The organism is Catenovulum agarivorans YM01 (assembly GCF_000281085.1).
Classification (GTDB): Bacteria; Pseudomonadota; Gammaproteobacteria; order Enterobacterales; family Alteromonadaceae; genus Catenovulum; species Catenovulum agarivorans.
The window spans coordinates 1-24,096 of sequence record NZ_AJWM01000093.1 but is presented as its reverse complement, the minus strand read 5'-3'; the positions used below and the strand labels follow the sequence as shown (position 1 = coordinate 24,096).

Below are 24,096 nucleotides of genomic sequence, written 5' to 3'. Positions count from 1 at the left end.
AATCAGGCCTTGGTTGCCGCTTAGAAATGAGTCCAACTTTATGGGGTCACTTCATGAGATAACTTGCGGCTTTTTAGTTTCGGTTGGGCTAGAGCATCCGTTTTAGAATAAATTACCTACTCAAATTTACGTTTACGCTTAGTGGTAATAGTTGCTATATACCCATGCCAAGTGGCGAAGGCTAGCAATGGCATAATAAACAAAAAAGCGATAAATTGGGTTAAGAAACCAATTACAACACCTACACCTATAATGCCAGCCCAAACCATCATCACACCTTTGTTTGACCACACAGCATTAATACTAGATAAAACAGCTGTCATTAAATCAACTTTTCGTTCAACTAGAATAGGTTGAGTGAATGCGCTGATTGTAAAGACAAAAGCCGACAATAAAGCCCCGACACCTGTGCCTAGCGCTAAGAACGGTAACAGTTCACTGAAATCATCTGAAACATAAGGTGGATATAAAGCGTGAATGAGTGAAGCAATGCGTAGCCAGAAAATCATGATTACAAGCAGCAGAATAGCAAATGCCCACTCATGTACACTATTTCTATGCATAGCTTTTATACTGTGCCACAAGCTTGGTTTATGACCTTTTTCAAATTCCCAGCTAACGTCGTACAAACCCGCCGCCAAAAACGGTCCAATTAACATAAAACACACGATTGCTGGTGCAATCACTAAGTGGTTTTCGGTTAACGATACTAAATACATAATGCCGATTGGCACTAGTGTAAAAATAACCCCATAAAACAAAGTCACCAAAGGTGCTTTGGTCATATCCATTAAACCTAAACGTAACCAGTTAAACGGATCGCTCCAGTCTAAGGCATTGCAAGGTATCACTCTTCCCAACTCATTATCATGCAGAGCATTTTCTTCTTTGCGCATTGTATGTGACATATATTATTCCCCATAGCGTTCAAACTTGATTTACTACATCAAAAAACAACTCCAATTGTGGTTATTCGTCCCCGATTTTCGTATTAACCTTTATCCAATTCTCCTTGTATAAAGATTGACCTAATATAAATATAGACAGGTATTATAAAAGTGACAAAAAAATTAACGTTTTTAACTTAATTTCAATAAAAATATGTTAACTGACAATCTGTGATAAAAATTTAAATAAATACAAAGCTCTCCCCTTCACAAACCCTAGCTGCAAAGGTTATCTTATGGTTTTTATTATGTTGTTATTGGAAATCGGCACAAATGAAGTTGTTTGAGCAGTCGTCAAAATTAAATAATGTCTGTTATGACATTCGCGGCCCAGTTTTAAAAGAAGCAAAAAGGCTTGAAGAAGAAGGCCACAGAGTACTCAAACTCAATATTGGCAACCCAGCACCTTTTGGTTTTGAAGCCCCTGACGACATATTAAAAGACGTAATTCGCAATTTACCCACTGCTCAAGGTTATTGTGATTCTAAAGGCATCTATTCAGCGCGTGTCGCTATCATGCAGTATTACCAACAAAAAGGCATACGCGGTGTTGATATCGAAGACATCTACGTTGGTAATGGTGTTAGCGAGCTTATCGTCATGGCGATGCAAGGTTTGCTCAACGCAGGTGACGAAGTTTTAGTGCCAAGCCCTGACTATCCGTTGTGGACAGCTGCAGTCGCTTTATCTGGTGGTACCCCAGTACATTATTTGTGTGATGAAGAAGATGACTGGAATCCAAGTATTGCAGATATTCGCAGCAAAATTACTGATAAAACCAAAGCAATTGTACTTATAAACCCAAATAACCCAACCGGTGCGGTTTATTCCGATGAAGTTTTGCAGCAAATGGCGCAAATAGCCCAAGAGCATGAATTAATTTTATTTAGCGACGAAATATACGACAAAGTACTTTACGATGGCGCGACACACAAACCAACTGCAGCCTTCAACTCTGATATTTTAACCGTTACTTTTGGTGGTTTATCAAAAAACTACCGAATTGCCGGTTTTCGTGCAGGCTGGATGATGTTAAGTGGCGCCAAACACTTAGCTGAAAGTTATATCGAAGGGTTAGACATGCTAGCTTCGATGCGTTTATGCGCGAACGTACCTTGCCAGTATGCAATTCAAACAGCGCTTGGTGGTTACCAAAGCATTAACGAATTAATCGTTGGTGGCGGACGTTTATACGAACAAACCATGTTTGCTTGGAAGCGTGTAAATGAAATTGATGGCATATCCTGCGTTAAACCTAAAGGCGCTATGTATCTGTTCCCGAAAATAGATACTGAAAAATTTAATATTAAAGACGACCAAAAATTTATTCTCGACTTTTTACGCCAAGAAAAGATTCTTATGGTACATGGCAGTGGTTTTAATTGGAAAAAGCCTGATCACTTTAGAATCGTCACTTTGCCACACATAGAACAACTTGAAATTGCATTGGATAAACTGGATAAATTCTTAAAAAGGTATCGCCAATGATGACGGAACAGAGCAACCCAAGTCACTTTTTTGCATACATGGCTAGAATGAAGTTAATCAACCGCTGGCCTTTGATGCGTAATACTCAACTAGAAAACGTGCAAGAGCACAGTTTACAAGTGGCTATGATAGCGCACGCACTAGCAATCGTTAGAAACGAGTATTTTGACGGTGACTTGGATGCAGAGCGTATTGCAACTTTAGCTATATTTCATGATGCTTCAGAAGTATTAACCGGCGATTTGCCTAACCCAGTAAAATACTTTAATGCTGAAATTGCCAAAGAATATAAAAAGATTGAAAAAGTAGCTGAAGAAAAATTGGTTGGTTTGTTGCCAGAACGTTTACAGAAATATTACCAGCCGCTGGTTTGTTCTGAGCACCACAATAAAGAAGAGTATAAAATTGTCAAAGCGGCGGATATTTTATCCGCCTATTTTAAAACAATTGAAGAACTAAACGCAGGCAACCATGAATTTAGCCGTGCACAACAAAGGTTAAAAGAAACTTTAGCCGAACTTAACATGCCAGAAATAGAGTTCTTCTTAAACCTATTTGAGCCTGGTTTTAGTTTAAGCCTAGACGCAATTACCGAGTAGTTGCGTCTTTCGCCATTAACGCGACCATAGCTCCAATTAACGCAAAAGCCGCAGCAAAATAATAAGTTGCATCATAAATTAAATGCCAACCCCAACCTGCGCACCAAGCGCCCAATGCACCGCCAACACCATAAGAAACGGATAAATAGAAAGCTTGCCCTTTAGCTAATGCTTCTCCACTAAACTCATTGTGCATAAATTTTTGCGCACAGACATGAAATAACCCGTAGCTAAAAGCATGAATTGTCTGGATTAAAATAAGCAACAAAACCTGCTCAGCAAACAAGTTTAATGTTAACCAGCGCACTGCAGTTAGCGCCAAACAAAACGCAATTAAATGATGCAAACTAAATTGTTTAACGATTTTGCCCGCATAAATAAATACAATAATTTCAGCCAGCACCCCAACCGAAATAAACATCCCGGTTTGGTAACCGCTATAACCGAGGTCGTTCATATAGATAGAGAAAAAGCCATAATAAGGCGCAAAACTAAATTGCAGCAAAGTCGCACAAACTAAAAATGCAATTATGTGCTTTTGCTTGAGTAACTGCTTAAATGGTTTAGCTGGCTCTGTATCGCACTGTTTTTTACTTACTTTAAGTTGCGGTAAGCGCAAACTATTCAGTAACAATATAATCAATAAAGCAATGGTCAGATATTCAATTGTATAAGTTACCCCATACTGCTCAAACGACCAACCGGCAATAACAACAAACAAAATAAAACTAATACTGCCCCACAAACGCACCATACTATAGGCGCTCGCATTACCTTTGAGTTTAGCTTGTGTGAGGGTTTCAATTTGCGGTAATACAGCCGACCAGAAAAAAGCAAAACCGCCTAAAGCAAAATATATGAACAAGGTATTTTGTTTAAATAACAATAAACAAAAGAATAGCAGTGCCAATAAACTACCGAGCTGAATGCGTAAATGGGTATTTTGTTTAAGCCAAGGTAAATGTGCCCATGTGCTTGGGCCAATTATTCGACCTATCGTCATAACAGCTAATATGCTGCCTATGGTTGTAGCTGGAAGTTGGAGGGAATCTAAATAAAAACCAAGATAATGTGAGACCACCCCAATAATAGTAAAATAACTAAAATATATTTGGGACAGTCTCGCTTTCGCCGAATTAAATAACATTCAATTATTTACGAGCGATATCCGGCGTGTCGGTATGAACATCAATGTTTTGAGCGCGGTGACGCAATACATGATCCATTAAAGTTAAAGCTAACATAGCTTCAGCAATCGGCACTGCACGAATCCCCACACAAGGGTCGTGGCGACCTTTAGTCACAACTTCAGCACTTTCACCTTTGGTATTAATAGATTCACCAGGCACGTGAATACTAGAAGTTGGTTTTAACGCAATGCTGGCAATAATTTCTTGGCCAGTTGAGATACCACCTAAAATACCACCTGCATTGTTTGATTTAAAACCATCTGGCGTCATTAAATCTCTATGCTCAGAACCTTTTTGCTCAACTGACTCAAAACCAGCGCCAATTTCCACACCTTTAACCGCATTTATGCTCATTAAAGAATGGGCAATTTCAGCATCTAATCTATCAAATACAGGCTCACCTAAACCAACTGGTACGTTAGTCGCACATACAGTGACTTTAGCCCCGATAGAATCACCTTCTTTCTTCAAGTCACGCATATATTGATCTAATGCGTCTAACTTTGAAGCATCTGGGAAGAAAAATGGGTTTTGATTAACTTGTTCCCACTCAAGCGCTTCAGCTTTAATCGGCCCAAGTTGCGATAAATAACCTTTAACTTCGATGCCAAATTTCTGTTTTAAGTATTTTTTAGCAATTGCCCCTGCGGCAACTCGCATTGCAGTTTCACGTGCAGATGAACGACCACCACCACGATAGTCACGAATACCGTATTTTTGATGATAGGTATAATCCGCGTGACCAGGGCGGAATAAATCCATAATATTTGAATAGTCTTTACTGCGCTGATCGGTATTTTCGATAATCATACCAATCGAAGTACCTGTGGTTTTGCCTTCAAAAATACCTGATAAAATTTGCACTTGGTCTGGTTCGCGTCTTTGCGTGGTGTAACGCGAAGTGCCTGGCTTACGACGGTCTAACTCAAACTGAATTTCTTCTTCTGTTATTTCAATTCCAGGAGGGCAACCATCAACAATACAGCCCAAAGCTTTACCATGGCTTTCACCAAAGGTAGACACACTAAATAATTTACCTATAGAGTTACCTGACATCTTAACCTCTGTTGTTATTCTTTCACGAACGCATCGCGATATTGGATCAATTGGCTGCGAGTAAATTTAAATACGCCAATACCACCATTGTTAAATTCTATCCAATCAAATTCGACACCTGGGTATGCTTGCTCCATGTGCACTAAGCTATTACCTACTTCGACAATTAATACGCCATTTTCGGTTAAATGGTCCGCCGCTTCGGCCAAAATCGTATTTACGATAGATAACCCGTCTACACCTGCAGCTAAACCTAATTCAGGTTCATGGTGAAATTCACTCGGTAAATCCGCCATATCTTCAGCATCAACATACGGCGGGTTAGAAACAATTAAATCGTATTTTTGCCCTTGAACACCACTAAATACATCCGATTGAATAGGTGTAACATTGTGCCACATGGCATGATGTTCAATATTGTTGTCACACACTTCCAACGCATCAACACTGATGTCTACAGCGTCAACATCAGCTTCTGGAAATGCATAAGCACAAGCAATCGCTATACAACCACTTCCAGTACACAAATCTAGAATTCTATTTGGTTGTTGTTCAACTATACCGGCAAACTGATTTTGAATCAGTTCACCAATTGGTGAGCGCGGCACTAATACACGTTCATCAACGTAATATGCTTTGCCACAAAACCAAGCGGTGTTGGTTAAATAAGCAAGTGGAACTTGATGATTAATGCGTTGCTCAGCCCAAGCTAAAATACGTTGCTTTTCATCGTCTGTTACTTGGCATTGGTCAATCTTGTCATTCGGGTCAACCGCTAAGTTAAGCGCTTGATAAACTAAGCTATAAGCTTCATCCCAAGGATTGTCTGTACCATGGCCAAAATAAACATCAGATTGGTTAAATTGAGAAACCAACCATCGAACAAAATCAAAAACTGTATTGAGCTGTTTGGCAGCTTGTTCGCTTGCATGCGACTCTAACATTGAATTAACGCACTAAGTTATGAATAATAGCGCGCTATTGTACACTAGATTTTTGTTTAATGACGGAAAAATCTCACTTGAAAGACGACGATAACAACAGCTTTGCCGAACAAATGCGTGGGGTAAAACCGCTTAAACAAGATACTGTGGTATTAAAAGCGAAAAAAACTAAAAAAGACGCACTAATACAAGAACAACAAGCGGCTACGCGTGAAGCCAACTTTTATTTTTCCGACCAGTACAGCCCGCATTTTGCCGACAACAATACCATTAGTTACGTACGTGAAGGCTGCCCAAGAGATTTGGCTAAACAGCTAAGAAAAGGTCACTATTACCCTGATTTAATTTTAGATTTGCACGGGTTAACCCAACAACAAGCAAAGATTGAAATCGCCGCGTTAATTCAAGAAGCAATCAAACAACATATAGAATGTGTGTGTGTTGTACATGGCTTAGGTAGTGGAATTTTGAAACAGCGTACACCCGCTTGGCTTGTACAACATCCAAGCGTTAATGCAATTCATCAAGCACCACTTGAATGGGGCGGCAATGGAGCATTATTAGTATTAATAGAGTTAAGCACGTAACGCGGTTAATTGCTGCGCCTGTTCAGGTGACACAAGTAACTTCAAATGCCCGTTGACTTGATTATCGTTCAGTTCAATCAATGCTGCCGCACCGGTGACAAATAAAGGACAAGTTTCGGCAACTAAACCATCAACCAAATGACAAACCAAAGGTAGATGAGAAACAACTAAAACTGATTTCGCGTCTGCGCAATAACCCTGTATTAGGTTGATACAAGTTGCAACGTCGGCTTCTGGTTCAAGTTCAGTTAACTGCACAAGCTTGTTGGCGACTAAACCTTGTTGCTCCATTTTTTGCCAAGTTTGAAAGGCTCTGTCGTATGGACTGACTAATACATAATCGAATAGCTTACACTGTTGTGCAATCCATTGGCCTACCTGTACACTCTCACGTGTTCCATTTTCGTTTAGTTGGCGAACGCTATCTGACGGTGCAATAAGGTCAGCTTCCCCGTGACGAACGATAAATAACTGCATACCCTACTCTATCTGACCAAAACATATACAAACATGGGTCAGTTTAGTTGCTTATTGATGTAACTTACGTATATTACCAATCTGCAACAGAAAACTGCTGTGTAGATAAAATAAAACACTTATAAAAAAAAATATAGTAAAACTTACGAAAAATTCGGTGCTACAATAAAAAACGACGGGATTTTAATAACATACCTAGCCGTGTAGTCCGTATTAAACTTTTTAGTACCTAGGTATCGTTTTGCTATTAAAAATTGAACGACTAGCACACTTCACGGGGCTACTATAGTGATTAATAAAAGTAAACAAGATACTTATACCTATCAAATAGCCACACTCAGCAACGGCTTACCTTTGTTGCATATCCATATGCCTGAGAGTAATCGAGTTGCGTCGGCGGTTTCAGTAGCGGCTGGTCACTTTGATGATCCAAAAGAATACCCAGGTTTAACCCATTTATTAGAGCATATGCTCTTTCAAGGTACAGAAACCTTCCCAAGCGGCACTGTAGACTTTAATCAAATGCTCGCGCAATACGGAGGTAAATCTAACGCCTGGACCAGTAGTGAACTGATGAATTTTTATTTTGACGCTCACGCAAATGCTTTCGAAAATGCTTTTCACCATTTTAGCCAATTTTTCGTCTGCCCAGAATTTTCATTGCAGAGTTTAGAAAAAGAAGTTAGCGCGATTGACTCAGAGTTCAAACTAAAAACACGAGATGAGCTACGCCGTTTAAACGAAGTGCACAAAGAAACATGCAACCCAGAACATCCGTTTAGCAAATTTAGTGTCGGCAATAAAAAAACTTTTTTAACATCCAACCTTCAACAGCTAAGAAAATCACTGGTAGAACATTTTAATAACTGCTTTAGCGCAGATAAAATGAAACTTGTGGTTGCAAGTCCGTTTGAGTTTGAACAAATTCAACAAATAGCAGAACAATATTTTGCTGAAATTCAGGCCACTGCGGCTAAAAAAGCAGAGTTGCCACAACTATATCGGCCACAAGATTTAGCCATTCAAATTCAAGTAAAACCTTTAAAACAAATTTATCGAGCTATCTACACTTTTGTATTGCCAAGCGAAGGCGAAGATTACAGCAGTAAAAGCGTACACTACCTTTCGGCAATCCTAGGGGATGAAGGGCACGGCAGTTTATTTGAGCAGCTAAAATCGCAAGGTTTAATTGTCGGCTTGACCGCGGGTTGTGGTATAGATGATGGTCAAAGCCTAGATTTTAATTTAAGTATGCAATTAACCCCTGCTGGCGTAGATTGCATCAACAAAATATCAGAAATTGTTTTCGCCTACATCAACGCGCTAAAAAAGGCCGATTTCTCGCAGTACATTTACGCGGAAAAAGCGCAAATGAGTCGCTTAGCTTTTCAGCACCTAGAACCAAAAAAGCCAATTGAATGGGTTGCTGAACTCGCATTGAAATTACACACGTATAATGCAGAAGATGTTATTGCTGGCGATTACTTAATGGATGGACTTAATCATCAATGGCTGAATAAAGCCTTAGCCAGTTTATCGCCGTCTCAACTTAGATTAGTTGTGTTAAACCCGAACCATTCATTTGATTATTTATCTGAATGGTACCAAAGCCCTTATAAAGTAGAAAAAATACCAACGGATATACAAGCGCACTGGAGCAAAATGCAACAATCTAGTTTTGTATTACCGCAACCAAATCCGTATATTCCAGAAAGAATGACAGCATTAGAATCATCACATATTGATTCAACACCGCAAAAAATCATAAATGACAAAGGCATGGTATTATGGTTTAAACAAGACCAAGTATTTAAACTACCACACGCCCATGTATATGTAGGTTTAGATCTCCCCAACAGCCATGGCAGCGCAAAAAAACAAGCACTCACCCGTTTGTATGTTGAACTCGTGCTCGACAGTATTATGGGTGAAAACTACCAAGCAGAAACTGCCGGTTTAACCTATGCTATTACATCTCACCAAGGCGGATTAACACTACATATTCAAGGTTATTCAGATAAACAATCAAAATTTGTCCGTCATTTAATCGGGCAACTACGTCTACGCCGTGTAACTGAAAGAGACTTTAACCAAACTAAAGTTAAGTTAATAAATGCATGGAATAATCAAAATCAAATAAAACCAGCGAATCAAGCTTTCAACCTATTAACTCAAAGCTTGCAGAACAACCAATATCCTGCAGAAATGCTAGCCGAACAACTCACAGAGATTGAGTATGCAGAATATGCCGAATTCAGTGTTCATCTTTTTGATAGGGTAAATGTCGAAGCTTTTGTTTATGGCGATTGGGATCTAACCCAAGCACTGCAATTGGGAGAAGAAATTAAAAGTATTGTATTCCAACGCAGTAAAGCGGCCCCAGAAGTCAGCCGAAAAGTATTCAAATTTGCAAAGCAAGCATTTGACTTCCACTTGGCTTTGCCAATTGATAGCACTGATACAGCGATTGTGCAGTACTATCAATCAAATGAAGTATCAGAGCGTGCTACCGCGTGTTATATGCTGATAAATCAACTGTTATCGCCGATAGTCTTTCACGACTTACGCAAACAAAAGCAGCTTGGTTACTTAGTTGGCAGTGCTTATTTCCCAATCAATTTGCTTCCTGGAGTGATTATTTATGTGCAATCAGATAATTACGACGAAGCGACTATATTGCATCAACTCGATCATTTTTATCAAAGCATTCCTGCTTATTTAAGCCAGTTAGATGAGCAGCAATGGTATAACATTCAGCAAGGATTAATTCATCAGCTCAACGAGAAAGACAGCAGTTTAAGAGCAAGCGCTCAAAGATTGTGGATGTCTATCGGCTTAAAAGACTCTAGTTTTAGGCGCACACGTGAAATATGCCAATGGATAGAATCGTTGACTTTTGAGGAAGTATTAGAAGAAATGTCTGAGATGTTTGCACCGGATGGCGACAAAGCTTTAATTACTTTATCTGCTTCTAAACAGCAGCAAAACGTCCGCTCTGAGTCAGCCGAACTTGTTGTAGGCAGCGCAACTGAATTACGCCGCCACCTACAATCAGCAGTAGAAGCTGTTAGTTTAAAACGTGGTTAACCTCAAAGCGGTAATACATCAATACTTTTTGATTCGAATCAAATTGAACAATTAAGTATTGATAGATACCGCTGTTGATATCATACGACAACAAATAGTTATATTGTTTTTGTTTATCAAAAGAATCAGGAAGACCCAGTTTTTTCTCAACAGCCGTGACATCCATTCCATTGGCTAAATGATTACGCAACACGTCTAAGTATAAAGCTTGCCTTGGATTAGCACTTGAATAATCCCCTTTGCCTTTTGCCCAAACAAAAGGATTAAATGCACTTTCGCTTAAGTGTTGTGACGTCGGTGTTAAATTGCTTGGCCGCAAATACTCAAACCACAAATAAAAAATAATCAGTGAGACTATGCCCACTGACCAAGTAATTAACCGAATGATTTTATAGGTGCGGCCACTTGTTAACATAACTCTTCAATACTAGATCTAAATTAACAGCTAGGACGTGCAAATTTCGCTTTTACACCTTGGCTAGAATATTTTTTAATGTGTTTAGCCAAATTTTTAATGCGCGTGTCAGGTGCTGGGTGAGTAGACAAAATTTCCATTGGCTTTTCCCCACCTAGCTTGTTCATGTTTTCCCAAAGTTTCATCGACGCTTCAGGTTTAAACCCAGCTTCCATCATGTACTTCAAACCAACGACATCTGCTTCTGATTCATGTGTACGGCTATATGGTAATAACACGCCATACTGAGCGCCTAGGCCTAATACAGACATAGTCGCTTGTTGATATTCGGAGCCTTGTGTCATAACCGCAGCACCTTGCAACACCACATTGGCAGCCGTATTTTGTGATACACGTTCACCACCATGGTTGGCAATAACATGACCAACTTCATGCCCCATAATTGCGGCCAATTGGTCTGCGTCTTCAGCAACGGCTAAAATTCCGGTGTACACACCAATTTTGCGTCCAGGCAATGCAAATGCGTTCACTTGTTCACTATCAAATACGACAACTTCCCAACCTTCTTGCCATTCAGCTGGTAGTACACGAATAATAGCATCAGCAACGCAGCCTACGTATTGATTAGTTTTAGCATCAGTGGAAACTTTCTGTTCTTGTTTAATCGACTCGAAACTATCTACCCCCATCTTAGCCATCTTGTCGGCATCAAACATAATGAATTGACTACGGCCGGTTGGCGATTGAGCACAACTAGCTAATACACTCGTTAACAGTAATAAAGATAATAGGCACTTGTTTTTCATTAAAAATTTTCCTTAACATAGGGAATAACTGGCAATAAAAAAGCCACTCGAAAGTGGCTTTAATCATAATCAATTTAACTGCGTAAGTCGTCAAAGAATCGCTTCACGCCGTCAAAAAAACCTGTTTCTTTTGGTCTGTGCTTAGCACTGCCCTCTTCCATTTCTGTGTCTAATTGGCGTAACAAGTCCTTTTGTGTGTCTGTTAAGTTAACTGGGGTTTCCACCACAACTTTACAAATTAAGTCACCTTCAATACCACCACGAACAGAGCGCACACCTTTACCGCGCATTCTAAACATTCGACCAGTTTGTGTTTCTGAAGGTATTTTTAATTTAACTTTACCATCAAGTGTTGGAACGTGAATTTCACCACCTAATGCAGCTGTTGCAAAACCGATTGGCACTTCACAATATAAGTTACTACCATCGCGCTCAAAAATAGCATGATCTCTTACATGTACTTGTACATATAAATCACCCGCTGGTGCACCATGCGCACCTGCTTCGCCTTCACCAGCCAAACGAATTCTGTCACCAGTATCAACACCAGCTGGTATTTTAACCGATAAAGTTTTGTTCTTCTGTACTCGGCCTTGACCATGACAACTCTTACATGGGTCGCTAATAATTTTACCTTGACCATGACAAGTTGGACAGGTTTGCTGCACAGCAAAGAATCCTTGGCGCATCTGTACTTGGCCTTGACCATGACAAGTAGAACAAGTCTGAGGTTTGCTGCCAGGTTTTGCACCAGAGCCATCACAAGGACTACAAGTTACCCAAGTAGGTACTTTAATTTCGACGTTTTTGCCTTTAACCGCCTCTTCTAAGCTCAACTCTAGGTTGTATCTTAAATCTGAGCCGCGTTGAGCTCTAGACTGACGACGGCCTCCGCCACCAAATATATCGCCAAAAACATCACCAAAGATATCAGAAAAGTCTTGGTGTCCACCACCACCGCCCATTTGCGGATCAACACCGGCATGGCCATATTGGTCATAACGCGCTTTTAGATCAGCGTTGGTTAAAACCTCATAAGCCTCTTTAATTTCTTTAAACTTCTCTTCTAATTCTTTATCACCCTTAGTTCTATCAGGATGATATTTCATCGCCAAGCGCTTATAGGCTTTTTTGATATCTTTCTCACCGGCGCTTTTTTCTAGCCCCAGGACTTCATAATAATCTCTTTTAGACATATATCTCGCCTAGATTAACGTACAAAACGGGTGCAAGCACCCGTTTGTATACATATACTTTCGATTACAAGTTACTTGTTATCGTCTTTTACTTCTTCGAACTCAGCATCAACAACATCGTCTGCGGCTTGAGCTTGTGGTTCTGCTTGCGCACCTGCGTCACCGCCTTGTGCTTGAGCTTTTGCTTGCGCAATTTCAACTAATTTTTGCGAAGCTTGAATTAAAGCTTGAGACTTAGCATCAATCTCTTCTTTATCAGAACCTTTAAGTGCAGTTTCTAACTCAGAAATGGCTGTTTCAATTGCTTCTTTGTCATTAGCGGCTAATTCAGCACCCGCTTCTTCAATTTGCTTCTTAGTTGCATGCACTAAACCATCAGCTTGGTTACGTGCTTGAACTAATTCTTCAAACTTTTTATCAGCATCTGCGTTTGCTTCAGCTTCACGAACCATTTTTTCTACTTCTTCATCAGATAAACCAGAAGAAGCTTTAATGGTAATTTTTTGTTCTTTACCAGTATCTTTATCTTTAGCAGATACGTGTAAGATACCATCCGCATCAATATCAAAAGTAACTTCGATTTGTGGTACACCACGTGGTGCAGGACGAATACCTTCAAGGTTAAATTGACCTAGAGATTTGTTCGCACTCGCTTGTTTACGCTCACCTTGGATAACGTGAACAGTTACTGCAGATTGATTGTCATCAGCAGTTGAGAAAGTTTGTGACTTCTTAGTTGGGATAGTCGTATTTTTCTCGATTAACGCTGTCATAACACCACCCATAGTCTCAATACCTAAAGACAATGGAGTTACGTCTAACAATAATACGTCAGTTACATCACCAGAAAGAACACCACCTTGAACAGCAGCACCTACAGCAACAGCTTCATCAGGGTTAACGTCTTTACGTGGCTCTTTACCGAAGAATTCAGTAACAGCTTTTTGTACTAGTGGCATACGTGTTTGACCACCAACCAAAATAACGTCGTTCACGTCACTTACAGTTAGGTCTGCATCTTTAAGCGCTTGTTTTAATGGCTCTAAAGTTGCTTTAACCATATCTTCCACTAAAGACTCTAATTTAGAACGAGTTACTTTAATATTTAAATGCTTAGGACCTGATGCGTCAGCTGTAATGTATGGCAAGTTAACTTCTGTTTGTTGCGCAGAAGACAACTCAATTTTAGCTTTTTCAGCAGCTTCTTTTAAACGCTGCATAGCTAATGGATCTTTACGCAAATCAAAACCTTGATCAGATTTAAACTGATCAACTAAGTAGTTGATTAAACGGTTATCAAAGTCTTCACCACCTAAGTGAGTATCACCATTAGTCGCTAATACTTCGAAAGTATGTTCGCCGTCTACTTCGTCAATTTCAATAATTGAAATATCGAATGTACCACCACCTAAGTCGTATACAGCAATGACGTTATCACCAGACTTTTTGTCCATACCGTAAGCTAAAGCAGCAGCAGTAGGCTCATTGATGATACGTTTTACATCTAAACCAGCAATACGACCAGCATCTTTAGTTGCTTGACGTTGCGCATCATTAAAGTAAGCAGGAACTGTGATTACTGCACCAGTTACTTTTTCACCTAAATAATCTTCTGCTGTTTTTTTCATTTTTTTCAAAACTTCAGCAGAAATTTGTGGTGGCGCCATTTTTTCGCCTTTCACTTCAACCCAAGCATCACCATTGTCTGCTTGAGTAATTTTGAATGGCATAATGTCTACGTCACGTTGTACTTCTTTATCAGTAAAACGACGACCGATTAAACGCTTGATTGCGAATAAAGTATTTTGAGGGTTAGTTACCGCTTGACGTTTAGCAGGTTGACCTACTAATGTTTCGCCGTCTTCTGTATAAGCGATAATTGATGGGGTTGTACGATCACCCTCAGCATTTTCGATAACTTTTGCTTTGTCGCCGTCTAATACAGCAACACATGAATTGGTAGTACCTAAGTCAATACCGATGATTTTGCCCATTTGGAAAATCTCCGAATAAAATTAAATGTGTTAAAACCTGCTTTTTTAGTGGGGTCTTTCTATTCAGTATTCAATACCCGAAACTAAAAAAATTTGTTGCTAAAAGTCTCTGCTTTATAGCCTTGACCTATAAGTAAGGCTGCAATTGAGCTTTTCAAGCCATTAAAGTTAAATAAATTAAAAATAAATCTACGTTTGCTGTTTTTTCGCACAGATAAAGCCAGCTTGCGTTTGCCAAGCGAAAAACAAATCCCTAAACTTCTCTCAAACCAAATTTAGTGAAAATATTTTTATGAAAATTATCTCATTCAACATAAATGGCTTAAGAGCACGTTTACACCAGCTACAAGCGGTAATAGATAAACACCAGCCAGACGTAATAGGTTTACAAGAAATAAAAGTGCACGACGATGCTTTTCCATTACAAGCTATTTTAGATATGGGTTATCACGTGGAATTTTTTGGTCAAAAAGCTCATTATGGTGTAGCGCTCGTTTCTAAACAAAAACCAACTTTTGTGCAAAAAGGTTTTAAAACCGATGACGAAGACGCACAGCGCCGTATGATTATTGCAACCTACCAAGATGAAAACGGTGATGATGTAACTGTATTTAACGGTTATTTTCCACAAGGTGAAAATCGCGACCACCCAATTAAATTCCCAGCGAAAGAAAAGTTTTATCAAGATTTAATGGCTGAGTTAAACAACTATTATACGCCTGAACAAAATATTGCGGTTATTGGTGATGTGAACATTTCACATACAGATTTAGATATAGGTATTGGCGAGCCAAACGCCAAACGCTGGTTAAAAACTGGTAAATGTTCATTTTTACCGGAAGAGCGCGAATGGTTAAACACCCTAATAGATTGGGGTTTCACCGACACTTACAGAAACTTACACCCAGATACAACCGAACGATATAGCTGGTTTGACTATCGCTCTAAAGGTTTCGACGACAACCGCGGCTTACGTATAGATTTAGTTTTAGCAACGCCTGCATTAAGTGCTAGAGCGATTGAGAGCGATATAGATTATGAATTACGCGGTATTGAAAAACCTTCTGATCACGCGCCAATTTGGACAACCTTTAAATAACTAAGGCTCAATAATGCTGTTAAACCTAATTGTATTTGCCGCCGTTGCTTATTTAGCTTATGACAAAAATACCTTGCGGTTATTATTAACCGAAAAACCTAAACAACATTTGTTTTTCGGTTACACAGCTTTATTAACCATATTATGGTCTATTCAAGCCAGTATATATGAAGGGCTAGAAGTACATTTTTTATGGATGACAGCCTGTACTTTGTTTTTAGGGCCTAGGCTTGCAATATATGCTGGCCTAATCGCCACTTTGATAAATTGCCTGTTGGGTAGTTATCAATGGGATAATGCCTATATTCAACTGTTATCGGGTGTTTGTCTGCCCGCGCTAGTCAGTTATTTGGTTTACGTGATTAGCTTCCACAAACTCCCAAGACACTTTTTCATTTATGTATTTGTCTGCGGCTTTTTTGCTGGAGCGCTATCCATAGGGCTCAAAATGCTAGCTATCTCAGGTGTTTTCACTTTAACCGGCCAATACGCTTGGGATGTGGTATTTGATAACTATCTGATCTTGCTAGTTTTGTTAGCTTTCCCAGAAGCTTTGTTAAACGGCATGACGATGACAATCGGGATCATTTATGTACCTTCATGGGTACGCACTTTTTACGACAGTCAGTATTTAGATGACAAATGAAATTACTGACATAAAATATACAAAAATTTTCGTTTTATTAATGGAATTTGCTTAAATGCGCACTACTCAATATTTATTATCAACACAAAAAGAAACTCCATCTGATGCTGAAGTAATCAGCCACCAACTCATGTTGCGTGCAGGTATGATACGTAAATTGGCTTCAGGTTTATACACTTGGTTACCATCAGGTTTAAAAGTTTTACGTAAAGTCGAAAACATTGTTCGCGAAGAAATGAACAAAGCTGGCGCAATTGAAGTATTAATGCCAGTTGTTCAGCCAGCTGATTTATGGGAAGAATCAGGCCGCTGGGAAAAGTTTGGCCCTGAATTGTTGCGCATTAAGGATCGTCACGATCGTCCATTTTTGTTAGGCCCAACCCATGAAGAAGTTGTAACCGAACTCGTTCGCAAAGAAATTAGCAGCTACAAACAATTGCCGATTAATTTGTATCAAATTCAAACTAAATTCCGTGACGAAGTTCGCCCTCGTTTTGGTGTAATGCGCTCACGTGAATTTTTAATGAAAGATGCTTATTCATTCCACTTAGATGCGACCTGTTTAGAAAAAACCTATCAAACAATGCATCAAGCTTACTGTAATGTATTTGATCGTCTAGGGTTAGAATACCGTCCAGTGTTGGCTGATACAGGTTCAATTGGTGGTAGTACATCACACGAATTCCATGTATTAGCTGAAAGTGGTGAAGACGCGATTGTATTTAGTGATGGTAGTGACTACGCAGCCAACATCGAAAAAGCTGAAGCACTCGCTCCGACTGGTGACAGAGCACAAGCGACTCAACAAGTTGAAAAAGTAGCAACACCAAATACCCACAGTATTGAAGAAGTTAGCCAACTACTGAAAGTAGATGCGAAACAAACGGTAAAAACTTTATTGGTTGCCGGTGCAAACGAAGAAGGCGAAGCAGAAGGTGTTGTTGCGCTTGTATTACGTGGCGATCACGAACTTAATGAAGTAAAAGCGGAAAAATTTGCAGAAGTGTTTGCCCCGCTTACTTTTGCCAATGAAGAACAAATTAAACAAGCGGCAAACTGTGATGCGGGCTCAATTGGACCTGTAGGTTTGAATATCCCAACGATAGTAGATTTAAGTGCTGCACATCTCGCGGATTTTGTTTGTGGTGCCAACGACAACGGCTTCCACTTAACAGGTGTAAACTGGGATAGAGATATTACAGAATACAAAACAGCAGACATCCGCAACGTGGTTGAAGGCGATCCTAGCCCTTGTGGTAATGGCAAATTGAGCATTAAACGCGGCATCGAAGTTGGTCACATCTTCCAACTAGGCACTAAATATAGTGAAGCTATGAAAGCTGGTGTCTTAACTGAATCGGGCAAACATGAAACCCTAACCATGGGTTGTTATGGCATAGGTGTATCACGCATAGTTGCTGCAGCTATTGAACAAAACCATGATAAGTTTGGTATTAAATGGCCAGCGGCTATTGCACCTTTCCAAGTTGGTATCTTACCAATGAATATGCACAAATCGCATCGCATACCAGATGTTGCCAACAAATTATATGACGAATTAGCATCAGCCGGTTTGGACGTATTGTTTGACGACAGAAAAGAACGTCCGGGTGTTATGTTTGCAGACATGGAACTCGTAGGTGTACCGCACGTTATCGTAATTGGTGAGCGCAACCTAGACGAAGGTGTGGTGGAATATAAAAACCGTATTACCGGTGAAAAGCAGTCAATTGCGATTGAAGAAGTAATTAAATTCATTAAAGAAGCTGTTTAAACTCCCACATGCCTTGCCAAATAGGGCTGGAAAATCCAGCCCTAGATCAACAAAAATCTTTCAATTTAAACTCGCATTTCAGCAATTTAGTCTACACTCATATTAAGTTTTAATAATTTACCATTATTATCATATGAGTGATGACGACTTGTTTGAGTTCGCAGACGATAGCGACAATGAACAGACAGAAACACAGTATTGGAAAATACTTGTTGTTGATGATGATAATTTTATTCATCAAGTAACAGGTTTAGTCCTAAATGAACTTGAAGTTGAAGGTAGAAAACTACAACTACTCAACGCTTATAGCGGTGCTCAAGCACGTGAAATTTTACAACAAGAGCAAGACGTCGCACTCGCTTTTGTTGATGTAGTAATGGAAACAGATCACGCTGGTTTAGATCTCGTTCGCTGGATAAGGACAGAGCTAAACAATAGTAGTATTCGCCTAATTTTACGCACCGGCCAAGCGGGTACAGCACCAGAAGAGCAAGTTATTCGTGATTACGACATTAACGATTACAAAGAAAAAACCGAGTTAACCGCCAGAAAACTAGCGACCTGCGTATATTCGGGCATTCGCTCTTACCGAGATTTAATGACGATTGAAAAAAGTCTAAAAGGCTTTCAACGTTTAGTCTCTGCATCAACTAATATTCTAAAAACCCACTCAATTATAGAATTTGGTTCAGCATCGCTCGTTCAGCTATTCGATTTATTAGAAATTGAATGCTCTTCTTTGTACGTCGCTCACACCAGTACTGAGTTGTATTCAGAAGATGACAAAATTATTCTAGGCGCGACCGGTAATTATGTCGGTTATGGCCACGACTACAGTAGCATCACCATCAGTGACAACTCTAAACAACTTATCGATAGTGCATTTAAAGATAAAAAAACCTACATAGATCAAAATATATATGTCGGCTATTACGAAACAGCCGACCAAACCGAATCAGTTTTATTAGCTCAATTTAAGCAACCAGTAGATGAATTTCACATTCATCTACTAGAAATCTATGCAACCAATATTGCCTTAGTATTTGAAAATGTTACTTACAGAGAAGATCTAACAACAACCCAAGCGGAATTAATTTATATCTTGGGTGATGCGATTGAAATGCGCAGTAAAGAAACCGGCGCCCACGTAAAGCGAGTGTCACTGATTTGCCATGAGCTAGCGACCTTATATGGCTGCGACGAAAGGTTTGTCACTACCCTAACCCACGCTGCACCATTGCATGATGTTGGAAAAATTGCCATACCTGAATACATTTTACATAAACCCGGCAAGCTCGATCCCAAAGAATGGAGTGTAATGCTTAAACATGCAGAAATAGGTGGTGATTTGTTAAAAAATTCGCGTAAAGCAATACCAAAAGCAGGTGAAAAAATTGCACGATACCACCATGAAAACTGGGATGGTACTGGTTATCCAGAAGGATTAGTTGGCGAAGCAATACCGCTAGAAGCCCGAATCGTAGCTATTGCCGATGTTTTTGACGCTTTAGGCTCGAAACGTAGCTACAAAGAACCTTGGAGTGACGATAAAATCAAAGCGTTATTGGCTGAAGAATCTGGCAAAAAATTTGAGCCTAAGTTAGTTGAAATTATGCTTAAAAACTACGAATTATTTACAACGATTCGAGAACTAAACCCAGATGAGTTCTAGGCTGTATTCTAGTGCTCGTTCGCGTTAAACTTAGGTTTTTATTGCCCAAACCTAAGATTTCTCAGATTTATGATTATTGTTATTTCTCCTGCAAAAAATTTAGACTACGAAACAGCAACGCCGACTCAACAATACACTCAACCAGAGTTATTAACTGACAGCACTGAGCTTGCTGATGTTTGCAAAAAATTGACTCCGCTAGATCTTTCAAACTTAATGCACATTAGTGATAAATTAGCAGGCTTAAACGCAGCTCGTTTTGCCGATTGGACTAACTCATTTACCTTAGAGAACGCTAAACAAGCGCTATTCGCTTTTAATGGCGATGTTTATACAGGTTTGGACGCATACACATTAAAATCTGAAGATATCGACTATGCACAACAGCACTTACGCATACTCTCTGGGTTATATGGCTTGTTAAAGCCACTAGATTTAATGATGCCTTACCGCTTGGAAATGGGCACAAAATTGGCCAACCCGCGCGGCGCTAACTTGTACCAATTCTGGGGCAGCATTATTACCAATAAGCTAAATGAAAGTGCCGAAACAATAGGCAGTGAAACTTTGGTTAATCTTGCTTCAAACGAATACTTTAAGTCAGTTAAGGCCAAAGAATTTAACGGTAAAATTATCGCGCCTGATTTTAAAGATTGGAAAAATGGTCAGTATAAAACCATTAGTTTTTTTGCGAAAAAAGCACGTGGCATGATGGCCAGATATATCATTGAAAACAAGATAGAAACAGTAGAAGGTTTATTGGAGTTTGATCTAGCGGGTTATCAATACAATCCTGACCTATCAACTGATATCAAGCCGGTATTTACTCGCCAAGAGCAATAAACCAGCTTGATTTATACGTTATAGACAATAGTTAATAGCGCTTACATCATTAGCGCTATTAACACACCACCCAATAACAGCCTATAAATAACAAATGGCAGCATGCCCATTTTTTCGATAACGGCTAAAAAGAAATAAATACACGCATAAGCGCTAATAAAAGATAGAGACGTGCCTAAGATAATTGCGTTCCAATCAACAGCTTCAGTGCCAGTTGCTAGCTTTAGCGTATGGTAAGACCCTGCAATTAAAATAATTGGAATCGACATTAAAAAAGAAAATTTAGCGGCTTCGCTGCGGCTTAGTCCTAACATTAAACCGGCAGTAATAGTGATGCCAGAGCGAGACGTGCCAGGGATCATCGCAATTGCCTGCGCTATGCCTATAATTAGTGCTTTTTGCCAGCCTAACAACTGCATAGAAACAGTTTGTTTTGCTTTGACATCCGCCCACCACAACAACAAACCAAAAACGATAGTCGTAGTCGCGATAACAGCAGTTGAACGCGCGTAAACTTCAATAATATCTTTAAATGCAAGGCCAAACAGCAAAGCTGGGATTGTAGCAAGAGCTACTAACCAACCTAAATTAGCTTCAGAACTGGCTTCTTTGCTAATCACTTGTTTAAACATTGCCGCTAAAATAGTTTTTACTTCTTGCCTAAAATAAATAACAACTGCGGCTAAAGAGCCAACATGTACAGCAACGTCAAACGCTAGCCCTTGGTCTTGCCAGCCTAGAATTTGTGAAGGCAAAATTAAATGAGCAGAGCTTGAGATAGGTAAAAATTCAGTGAGTCCCTGTATTAGCGCTAATACGATAATTTCTATTATTGACATCTATCAATCCCAGTTAAAGTTAATCGTCCAAAGTTTTTGTTGTGGGTTGTTGTATTCAGCTTTTAACTGACCATAAGTTTTCTTTAAAGCTGGGTGGTGAACATCTGCAAAAATATCCGCTAAAGGTAATAATACAAAGGCATTTTTAGTAATCTCGTCACGCGGTAATTTAATCGGATCTTCACAGATACAATCAGCATAAAATAATAAATCTAAATCCAAAGTTATTTCTGATTTATTGCTACTACTTCTATCGCGGCCATATTGGTTTTCGATAGATTTAAGCAATTTAATAAACTGCTCCAACGACAGATTTGTTTCGCCACCAAAAACAATATTCTTAAAATTAGCACCGCCAAAACTGACTGGTTCGCTTTCATACACAGGCGAAATTTTTAATTCATTAATAAATGGCCGAATTAAGAATATTGCTTTGTTCAGGTGGAATTCTGTTTGCTTATTTGTACCTAAGCTAATTGCTACTAGTGCCATGTGTTTATTGACCTACAGCAGTGTAACTTGTGGCAAAGCGCTCCACCACTATACCAACGTGGGCATTTTCTATTGCGTCTGGTTTAGTTATTTTTAGCCTAATATGTTCTATCGGGAAATGTTTGAACAACATTTGGCAAATCTTTTCAGCTAAGGTTTCAATCAACTCAAACTGGCGCGCAGCGCAATAAACTTGAATAAGGTCGGTCACCGCAGAGTAATCTAGCGCAAGTTCAAGCTCATCGTTTTCTGCTGGTTTAGAATTATCCCACTGCATATCTAAATCAAATATTAAACTTTGTTTAATATTATGCTCCCAATTAAAAACCCCAATAATGGTTTCTATGGCTAGATTGTGAATAAACACAATGTCCTTCATCTAAGTACCTAAATTTATTGTGACAGTTTGGTGAATTGAATTCAGAAATAATGTAAGCTCTAAGCTTGTGCAGTTTACCCTGTTTTATCTTTGGAAAAAACCTAACTCTATGTCAACATCCCTATTAATTATGCTAGTTGCTGCCTATTTAATCGGATCAATGTCTGGCGCTCGAATTACGGCCTTCTTGTTTAATACTTCCAATCCAACTGAACATGGTTCAAAAAACCCAGGTGCAACAAATATGTACCGTATAGCGGGTTTTAAAGCTGCAATCGTAACTTTTTTGTTTGATGTTTTGAAAGGCACAATTCCATTATGGGGAGCTTATTTTTTAGGTTTTCAACCATTGGAGTTAGGACTTATTGCAATAAGTTGCTGTATAGGTCATATATTTCCTATCTACCACAAATTTAAAGGTGGCAAAGCTGTTGCGACCGCGTTTGGGGTTTTGCTGCCCATTGGTTTGGAATTGGGATTAGCGCTAGCACTGACATGGTTAATAACAGCGTACAAAACTCGCTATTCTTCAATAGCTTCTATCGTGGCTGTTTCTTTAGCGCCATTATATGTTTGGTTACTCAAACCCAAATACACTTACGCGGTTATTATGCTGACAATCTTGATCATCATTCGCCACTTACCTAACATTAAACGCTTAATACAAGGGCAAGAGCCAAAGATTGATGATAAGCGTGACAGAACAAATATTTAGATTTCAATTATATCTTCTACTTTTACTTTACCCGCTACTAGCTCTTCTTTGACAGACTTGGTTAAGCGCTTGATTCTATATTCAAGTTGATAAGCTAGTTTCTTTGATTGAGTCTCGTAACTGTATTCCAATGAGATAGCTTTGCGTGCTCGAAAGTATTTAGCTGCTAGCTTAGGGTTGGACTGATGTTCGTTAAATCTACGTTCAACGTCAGTAGTCACACCTGTATATAAACTATTATCATCTGCACGTATCATATACACGTGCCAATTCACTTGGCTAGATTTAGATGTTTGTTCAAGTTTAGGCATTGGCAAAGGTGGAAGTAATAACGGTTTATTTTTGTGAGTAGTATAAACGAAAAAACCCAGCAAAAGCTGGGTTTAAAATGATAACCTGATAATGTGCTACTCTCACATGGGAACTCCCACACTACCATCGCCGCTATTGTGTTTCACTTCTGAGTTCGAAATGGATCAGGTGGTGCCACAATGCTATCGTCATCAGGAAAAACTGGTTAATTTCTAGTTTTTCTTCTTTTTAAATTAGAAGCCTGGCAGTGTGCTACTCTCACATGGGAACTCCCACACTACCATCGCCGCTATTGTGTTTCACTTCTGAGTTCGAAATGGATCAGGTGGTTCCACAATGCTATCGCCGCCAGGCATAAACTGTCTCGTGATTAATAACTTAATCACCAATCTGAATTCGTAAAAGCTTAATCTTTAAGTTCTATTTCAATCTGTTGTTCATCTATTCATTTAATCAAACAACTTCTTTATTTGTATTCTTGGTTAACCCAATAAACATTTGGCGTTGTATGGTTAAGCCGCACGGGCAATTAGTATTGG

General features: G+C 39.3%; 23 protein-coding genes and 2 rRNA genes. 10 read left to right on the top strand and 15 right to left on the bottom strand.

The features are described 5' to 3' along the window. Positions 1-116 precede the first annotated feature (116 nt). Positions 117-908: a DUF2189 domain-containing protein gene (locus WSC_RS0101820; RefSeq protein WP_016954204.1), complete on the bottom strand. Its 792-nt coding sequence runs from the start codon at positions 906-908 to the stop codon at positions 117-119. Positions 909-1,220: 312 nt separating this feature from the next. Here WSC_RS0101820 and WSC_RS0101815 point away from each other — a divergent pair, with 312 nt between their 5' ends. Then, positions 1,221-2,435 carry a pyridoxal phosphate-dependent aminotransferase gene (locus WSC_RS0101815; protein WP_016954203.1) on the top strand — a complete coding sequence of 405 codons (1,215 nt, stop codon included), beginning with the start codon at positions 1,221-1,223 and terminating at the stop codon, positions 2,433-2,435. Continuing rightward, on the top strand, positions 2,432-3,034 hold the full coding sequence (gene yfbR / locus WSC_RS0101810) for a 5'-deoxynucleotidase (RefSeq protein ID WP_016954202.1): 603 nt from the start codon (positions 2,432-2,434) through the stop codon (positions 3,032-3,034). Before WSC_RS0101815 ends, yfbR begins: the two co-directional genes overlap by 4 nt. Here yfbR and WSC_RS0101805 read toward each other — a convergent pair. Genes WSC_RS0101805 through prmB form a run of 3 tightly spaced genes read right to left on the bottom strand, consistent with a single transcriptional unit; the run spans position 3,024 to position 6,224 of the window. Then, positions 3,024-4,181: an MFS transporter gene (locus WSC_RS0101805; protein ID WP_016954201.1), complete on the bottom strand. Its 1,158-nt coding sequence runs from the start codon at positions 4,179-4,181 to the stop codon at positions 3,024-3,026. The two genes, yfbR and WSC_RS0101805, sit on opposite strands and share 11 nt — an antisense overlap. A 4-nt stretch (positions 4,182-4,185) precedes the next feature. Next, positions 4,186-5,280: a chorismate synthase gene (gene aroC / locus WSC_RS0101800; RefSeq protein WP_016954200.1), complete on the bottom strand. Its 1,095-nt coding sequence runs from the start codon at positions 5,278-5,280 to the stop codon at positions 4,186-4,188. A 14-nt stretch (positions 5,281-5,294) separates the two neighbouring features. After that, positions 5,295-6,224 (bottom strand): 50S ribosomal protein L3 N(5)-glutamine methyltransferase, encoded by a 930-nt coding sequence (prmB, locus tag WSC_RS0101795; protein ID WP_016954199.1) that lies wholly within the window; start codon positions 6,222-6,224, stop codon positions 5,295-5,297. A gap of 59 nt (positions 6,225-6,283) precedes the next feature. Between prmB and smrB the strand changes: the two genes are divergently transcribed. Continuing rightward, positions 6,284-6,811 (top strand): endonuclease SmrB, encoded by a 528-nt coding sequence (gene smrB, locus WSC_RS0101790; RefSeq protein ID WP_026016609.1) that lies wholly within the window; start codon positions 6,284-6,286, stop codon positions 6,809-6,811. Here the strand turns inward: smrB and sixA are convergent. Then, on the bottom strand, positions 6,800-7,288 hold the full coding sequence (sixA, locus tag WSC_RS0101785; protein ID WP_016954197.1) for a phosphohistidine phosphatase SixA: 489 nt from the start codon (positions 7,286-7,288) through the stop codon (positions 6,800-6,802). The genes smrB and sixA overlap by 12 nt on opposite strands. 288 nt (positions 7,289-7,576) lie before the next feature. Here sixA and WSC_RS0101780 point away from each other — a divergent pair, with 288 nt between their 5' ends. Beyond that, entirely contained in the window at positions 7,577-10,375 is a 2,799-nt protein-coding gene (locus WSC_RS0101780; RefSeq protein WP_016954196.1) for an insulinase family protein, read from the top strand. Here the strand turns inward: WSC_RS0101780 and WSC_RS0101775 are convergent. The 4 genes from WSC_RS0101775 to dnaK all read right to left on the bottom strand — a co-directional run bounded on the left by WSC_RS0101775 (position 10,356) and on the right by dnaK (position 14,786). After that, positions 10,356-10,790, bottom strand: coding sequence for a hypothetical protein (locus WSC_RS0101775; protein WP_016954195.1), 435 nt, complete (start codon positions 10,788-10,790; stop codon positions 10,356-10,358). The genes WSC_RS0101780 and WSC_RS0101775 overlap by 20 nt on opposite strands. A gap of 23 nt (positions 10,791-10,813) precedes the next feature. Continuing rightward, entirely contained in the window at positions 10,814-11,596 is a 783-nt protein-coding gene (locus WSC_RS0101770) for a M48 family metallopeptidase (protein ID WP_016954194.1), read from the bottom strand. A 74-nt stretch (positions 11,597-11,670) separates the two neighbouring features. Then, a complete protein-coding gene (gene dnaJ / locus WSC_RS0101765; RefSeq protein WP_016954193.1) occupies positions 11,671-12,792 on the bottom strand; it encodes a molecular chaperone DnaJ in 1,122 nt (373 codons plus the stop codon). Between the two features lie 71 nt (positions 12,793-12,863). After that, positions 12,864-14,786 carry a molecular chaperone DnaK gene (dnaK, locus tag WSC_RS0101760; RefSeq protein ID WP_016954192.1) on the bottom strand — a complete coding sequence of 641 codons (1,923 nt, stop codon included), beginning with the start codon at positions 14,784-14,786 and terminating at the stop codon, positions 12,864-12,866. A gap of 292 nt (positions 14,787-15,078) precedes the next feature. On the opposite strand from dnaK, the gene xthA reads away from it, so the two are divergent. The 5 genes from xthA (at position 15,079) to yaaA (ending at position 20,820) form a co-directional block, all read left to right on the top strand. Beyond that, positions 15,079-15,885: an exodeoxyribonuclease III gene (xthA, locus tag WSC_RS0101750; protein ID WP_016954190.1), complete on the top strand. Its 807-nt coding sequence runs from the start codon at positions 15,079-15,081 to the stop codon at positions 15,883-15,885. Positions 15,886-15,898: 13 nt separating this feature from the next. Continuing rightward, on the top strand, positions 15,899-16,531 hold the full coding sequence (locus tag WSC_RS0101745; protein WP_016954189.1) for an energy-coupling factor ABC transporter permease: 633 nt from the start codon (positions 15,899-15,901) through the stop codon (positions 16,529-16,531). Between the two features lie 55 nt (positions 16,532-16,586). Then, entirely contained in the window at positions 16,587-18,305 is a 1,719-nt protein-coding gene (locus WSC_RS0101740; RefSeq protein WP_016954188.1) for a proline--tRNA ligase, read from the top strand. Between the two features lie 133 nt (positions 18,306-18,438). Beyond that, positions 18,439-19,977, top strand: coding sequence for a DUF3369 domain-containing protein (locus WSC_RS0101735; protein WP_016954187.1), 1,539 nt, complete (start codon positions 18,439-18,441; stop codon positions 19,975-19,977). A 69-nt stretch (positions 19,978-20,046) separates the two neighbouring features. Beyond that, on the top strand, positions 20,047-20,820 hold the full coding sequence (gene yaaA / locus WSC_RS0101730; protein WP_016954186.1) for a peroxide stress protein YaaA: 774 nt from the start codon (positions 20,047-20,049) through the stop codon (positions 20,818-20,820). Positions 20,821-20,861: 41 nt separating this feature from the next. Here yaaA and WSC_RS0101725 read toward each other — a convergent pair whose 3' ends face one another. The 3 genes from WSC_RS0101725 to folB are packed head-to-tail and all read right to left on the bottom strand — an operon-like array spanning position 20,862 to position 22,530. Then, positions 20,862-21,659: an undecaprenyl-diphosphate phosphatase gene (locus tag WSC_RS0101725; RefSeq protein ID WP_016954185.1), complete on the bottom strand. Its 798-nt coding sequence runs from the start codon at positions 21,657-21,659 to the stop codon at positions 20,862-20,864. A 3-nt stretch (positions 21,660-21,662) separates the two neighbouring features. Next, entirely contained in the window at positions 21,663-22,151 is a 489-nt protein-coding gene (folK, locus tag WSC_RS0101720) for a 2-amino-4-hydroxy-6-hydroxymethyldihydropteridine diphosphokinase (RefSeq protein ID WP_016954184.1), read from the bottom strand. Between the two features lie 4 nt (positions 22,152-22,155). Then, on the bottom strand, positions 22,156-22,530 hold the full coding sequence (folB, locus tag WSC_RS0101715) for a dihydroneopterin aldolase (RefSeq protein ID WP_016954183.1): 375 nt from the start codon (positions 22,528-22,530) through the stop codon (positions 22,156-22,158). Positions 22,531-22,639: 109 nt separating this feature from the next. On the opposite strand from folB, the gene plsY reads away from it, so the two are divergent. After that, the gene (gene plsY / locus WSC_RS0101710; RefSeq protein WP_040393639.1) at positions 22,640-23,245 is read left to right on the top strand and encodes a glycerol-3-phosphate 1-O-acyltransferase PlsY; all 606 of its coding nucleotides are present in this window, start codon (positions 22,640-22,642) and stop codon (positions 23,243-23,245) included. Here plsY and WSC_RS0101705 read toward each other — a convergent pair. The 3 genes from WSC_RS0101705 to rrf (WSC_RS0101695) form a co-directional block, all read right to left on the bottom strand. Next, positions 23,242-23,556 (bottom strand): GIY-YIG nuclease family protein, encoded by a 315-nt coding sequence (locus WSC_RS0101705; protein WP_050996076.1) that lies wholly within the window; start codon positions 23,554-23,556, stop codon positions 23,242-23,244. The two genes, plsY and WSC_RS0101705, sit on opposite strands and share 4 nt — an antisense overlap. Positions 23,557-23,639: 83 nt before the next feature. Continuing rightward, positions 23,640-23,753, bottom strand: a 5S ribosomal RNA gene (gene rrf / locus WSC_RS0101700). Between the two features lie 43 nt (positions 23,754-23,796). Continuing rightward, positions 23,797-23,910, bottom strand: a 5S ribosomal RNA gene (gene rrf, locus WSC_RS0101695). Positions 23,911-24,096: the final 186 nt, after the last annotated feature.

What these genes read in the sequence shown, in the direction of transcription:
- WSC_RS0101820 (WP_016954204.1), bottom strand. Translation starts at nt 908, where the DNA reads ATGTCACATACAATGCGCAAAGAAGAAAATGCTCTGCATGATAATGAG.
- WSC_RS0101815 (WP_016954203.1), top strand. Translation starts at nt 1,221, where the DNA reads ATGAAGTTGTTTGAGCAGTCGTCAAAATTAAATAATGTCTGTTATGAC.
- yfbR (WP_016954202.1), top strand. Translation starts at nt 2,432, where the DNA reads ATGATGACGGAACAGAGCAACCCAAGTCACTTTTTTGCATACATGGCT.
- WSC_RS0101805 (WP_016954201.1), bottom strand. Translation starts at nt 4,181, where the DNA reads ATGTTATTTAATTCGGCGAAAGCGAGACTGTCCCAAATATATTTTAGT.
- aroC (WP_016954200.1), bottom strand. Translation starts at nt 5,280, where the DNA reads ATGTCAGGTAACTCTATAGGTAAATTATTTAGTGTGTCTACCTTTGGT.
- prmB (WP_016954199.1), bottom strand. Translation starts at nt 6,224, where the DNA reads ATGTTAGAGTCGCATGCAAGCGAACAAGCTGCCAAACAGCTCAATACA.
- smrB (WP_026016609.1), top strand. Translation starts at nt 6,284, where the DNA reads ATGACGGAAAAATCTCACTTGAAAGACGACGATAACAACAGCTTTGCC.
- sixA (WP_016954197.1), bottom strand. Translation starts at nt 7,288, where the DNA reads ATGCAGTTATTTATCGTTCGTCACGGGGAAGCTGACCTTATTGCACCG.
- WSC_RS0101775 (WP_016954195.1), bottom strand. Translation starts at nt 10,790, where the DNA reads ATGTTAACAAGTGGCCGCACCTATAAAATCATTCGGTTAATTACTTGG.
- WSC_RS0101770 (WP_016954194.1), bottom strand. Translation starts at nt 11,596, where the DNA reads ATGAAAAACAAGTGCCTATTATCTTTATTACTGTTAACGAGTGTATTA.
- dnaJ (WP_016954193.1), bottom strand. Translation starts at nt 12,792, where the DNA reads ATGTCTAAAAGAGATTATTATGAAGTCCTGGGGCTAGAAAAAAGCGCC.
- dnaK (WP_016954192.1), bottom strand. Translation starts at nt 14,786, where the DNA reads ATGGGCAAAATCATCGGTATTGACTTAGGTACTACCAATTCATGTGTT.
- xthA (WP_016954190.1), top strand. Translation starts at nt 15,079, where the DNA reads ATGAAAATTATCTCATTCAACATAAATGGCTTAAGAGCACGTTTACAC.
- WSC_RS0101745 (WP_016954189.1), top strand. Translation starts at nt 15,899, where the DNA reads ATGCTGTTAAACCTAATTGTATTTGCCGCCGTTGCTTATTTAGCTTAT.
- WSC_RS0101740 (WP_016954188.1), top strand. Translation starts at nt 16,587, where the DNA reads ATGCGCACTACTCAATATTTATTATCAACACAAAAAGAAACTCCATCT.
- WSC_RS0101735 (WP_016954187.1), top strand. Translation starts at nt 18,439, where the DNA reads ATGAGTGATGACGACTTGTTTGAGTTCGCAGACGATAGCGACAATGAA.
- yaaA (WP_016954186.1), top strand. Translation starts at nt 20,047, where the DNA reads ATGATTATTGTTATTTCTCCTGCAAAAAATTTAGACTACGAAACAGCA.
- WSC_RS0101725 (WP_016954185.1), bottom strand. Translation starts at nt 21,659, where the DNA reads ATGTCAATAATAGAAATTATCGTATTAGCGCTAATACAGGGACTCACT.
- folK (WP_016954184.1), bottom strand. Translation starts at nt 22,151, where the DNA reads ATGGCACTAGTAGCAATTAGCTTAGGTACAAATAAGCAAACAGAATTC.
- folB (WP_016954183.1), bottom strand. Translation starts at nt 22,530, where the DNA reads ATGAAGGACATTGTGTTTATTCACAATCTAGCCATAGAAACCATTATT.
- plsY (WP_040393639.1), top strand. Translation starts at nt 22,640, where the DNA reads ATGTCAACATCCCTATTAATTATGCTAGTTGCTGCCTATTTAATCGGA.
- WSC_RS0101705 (WP_050996076.1), bottom strand. Translation starts at nt 23,556, where the DNA reads ATGCCTAAACTTGAACAAACATCTAAATCTAGCCAAGTGAATTGGCAC.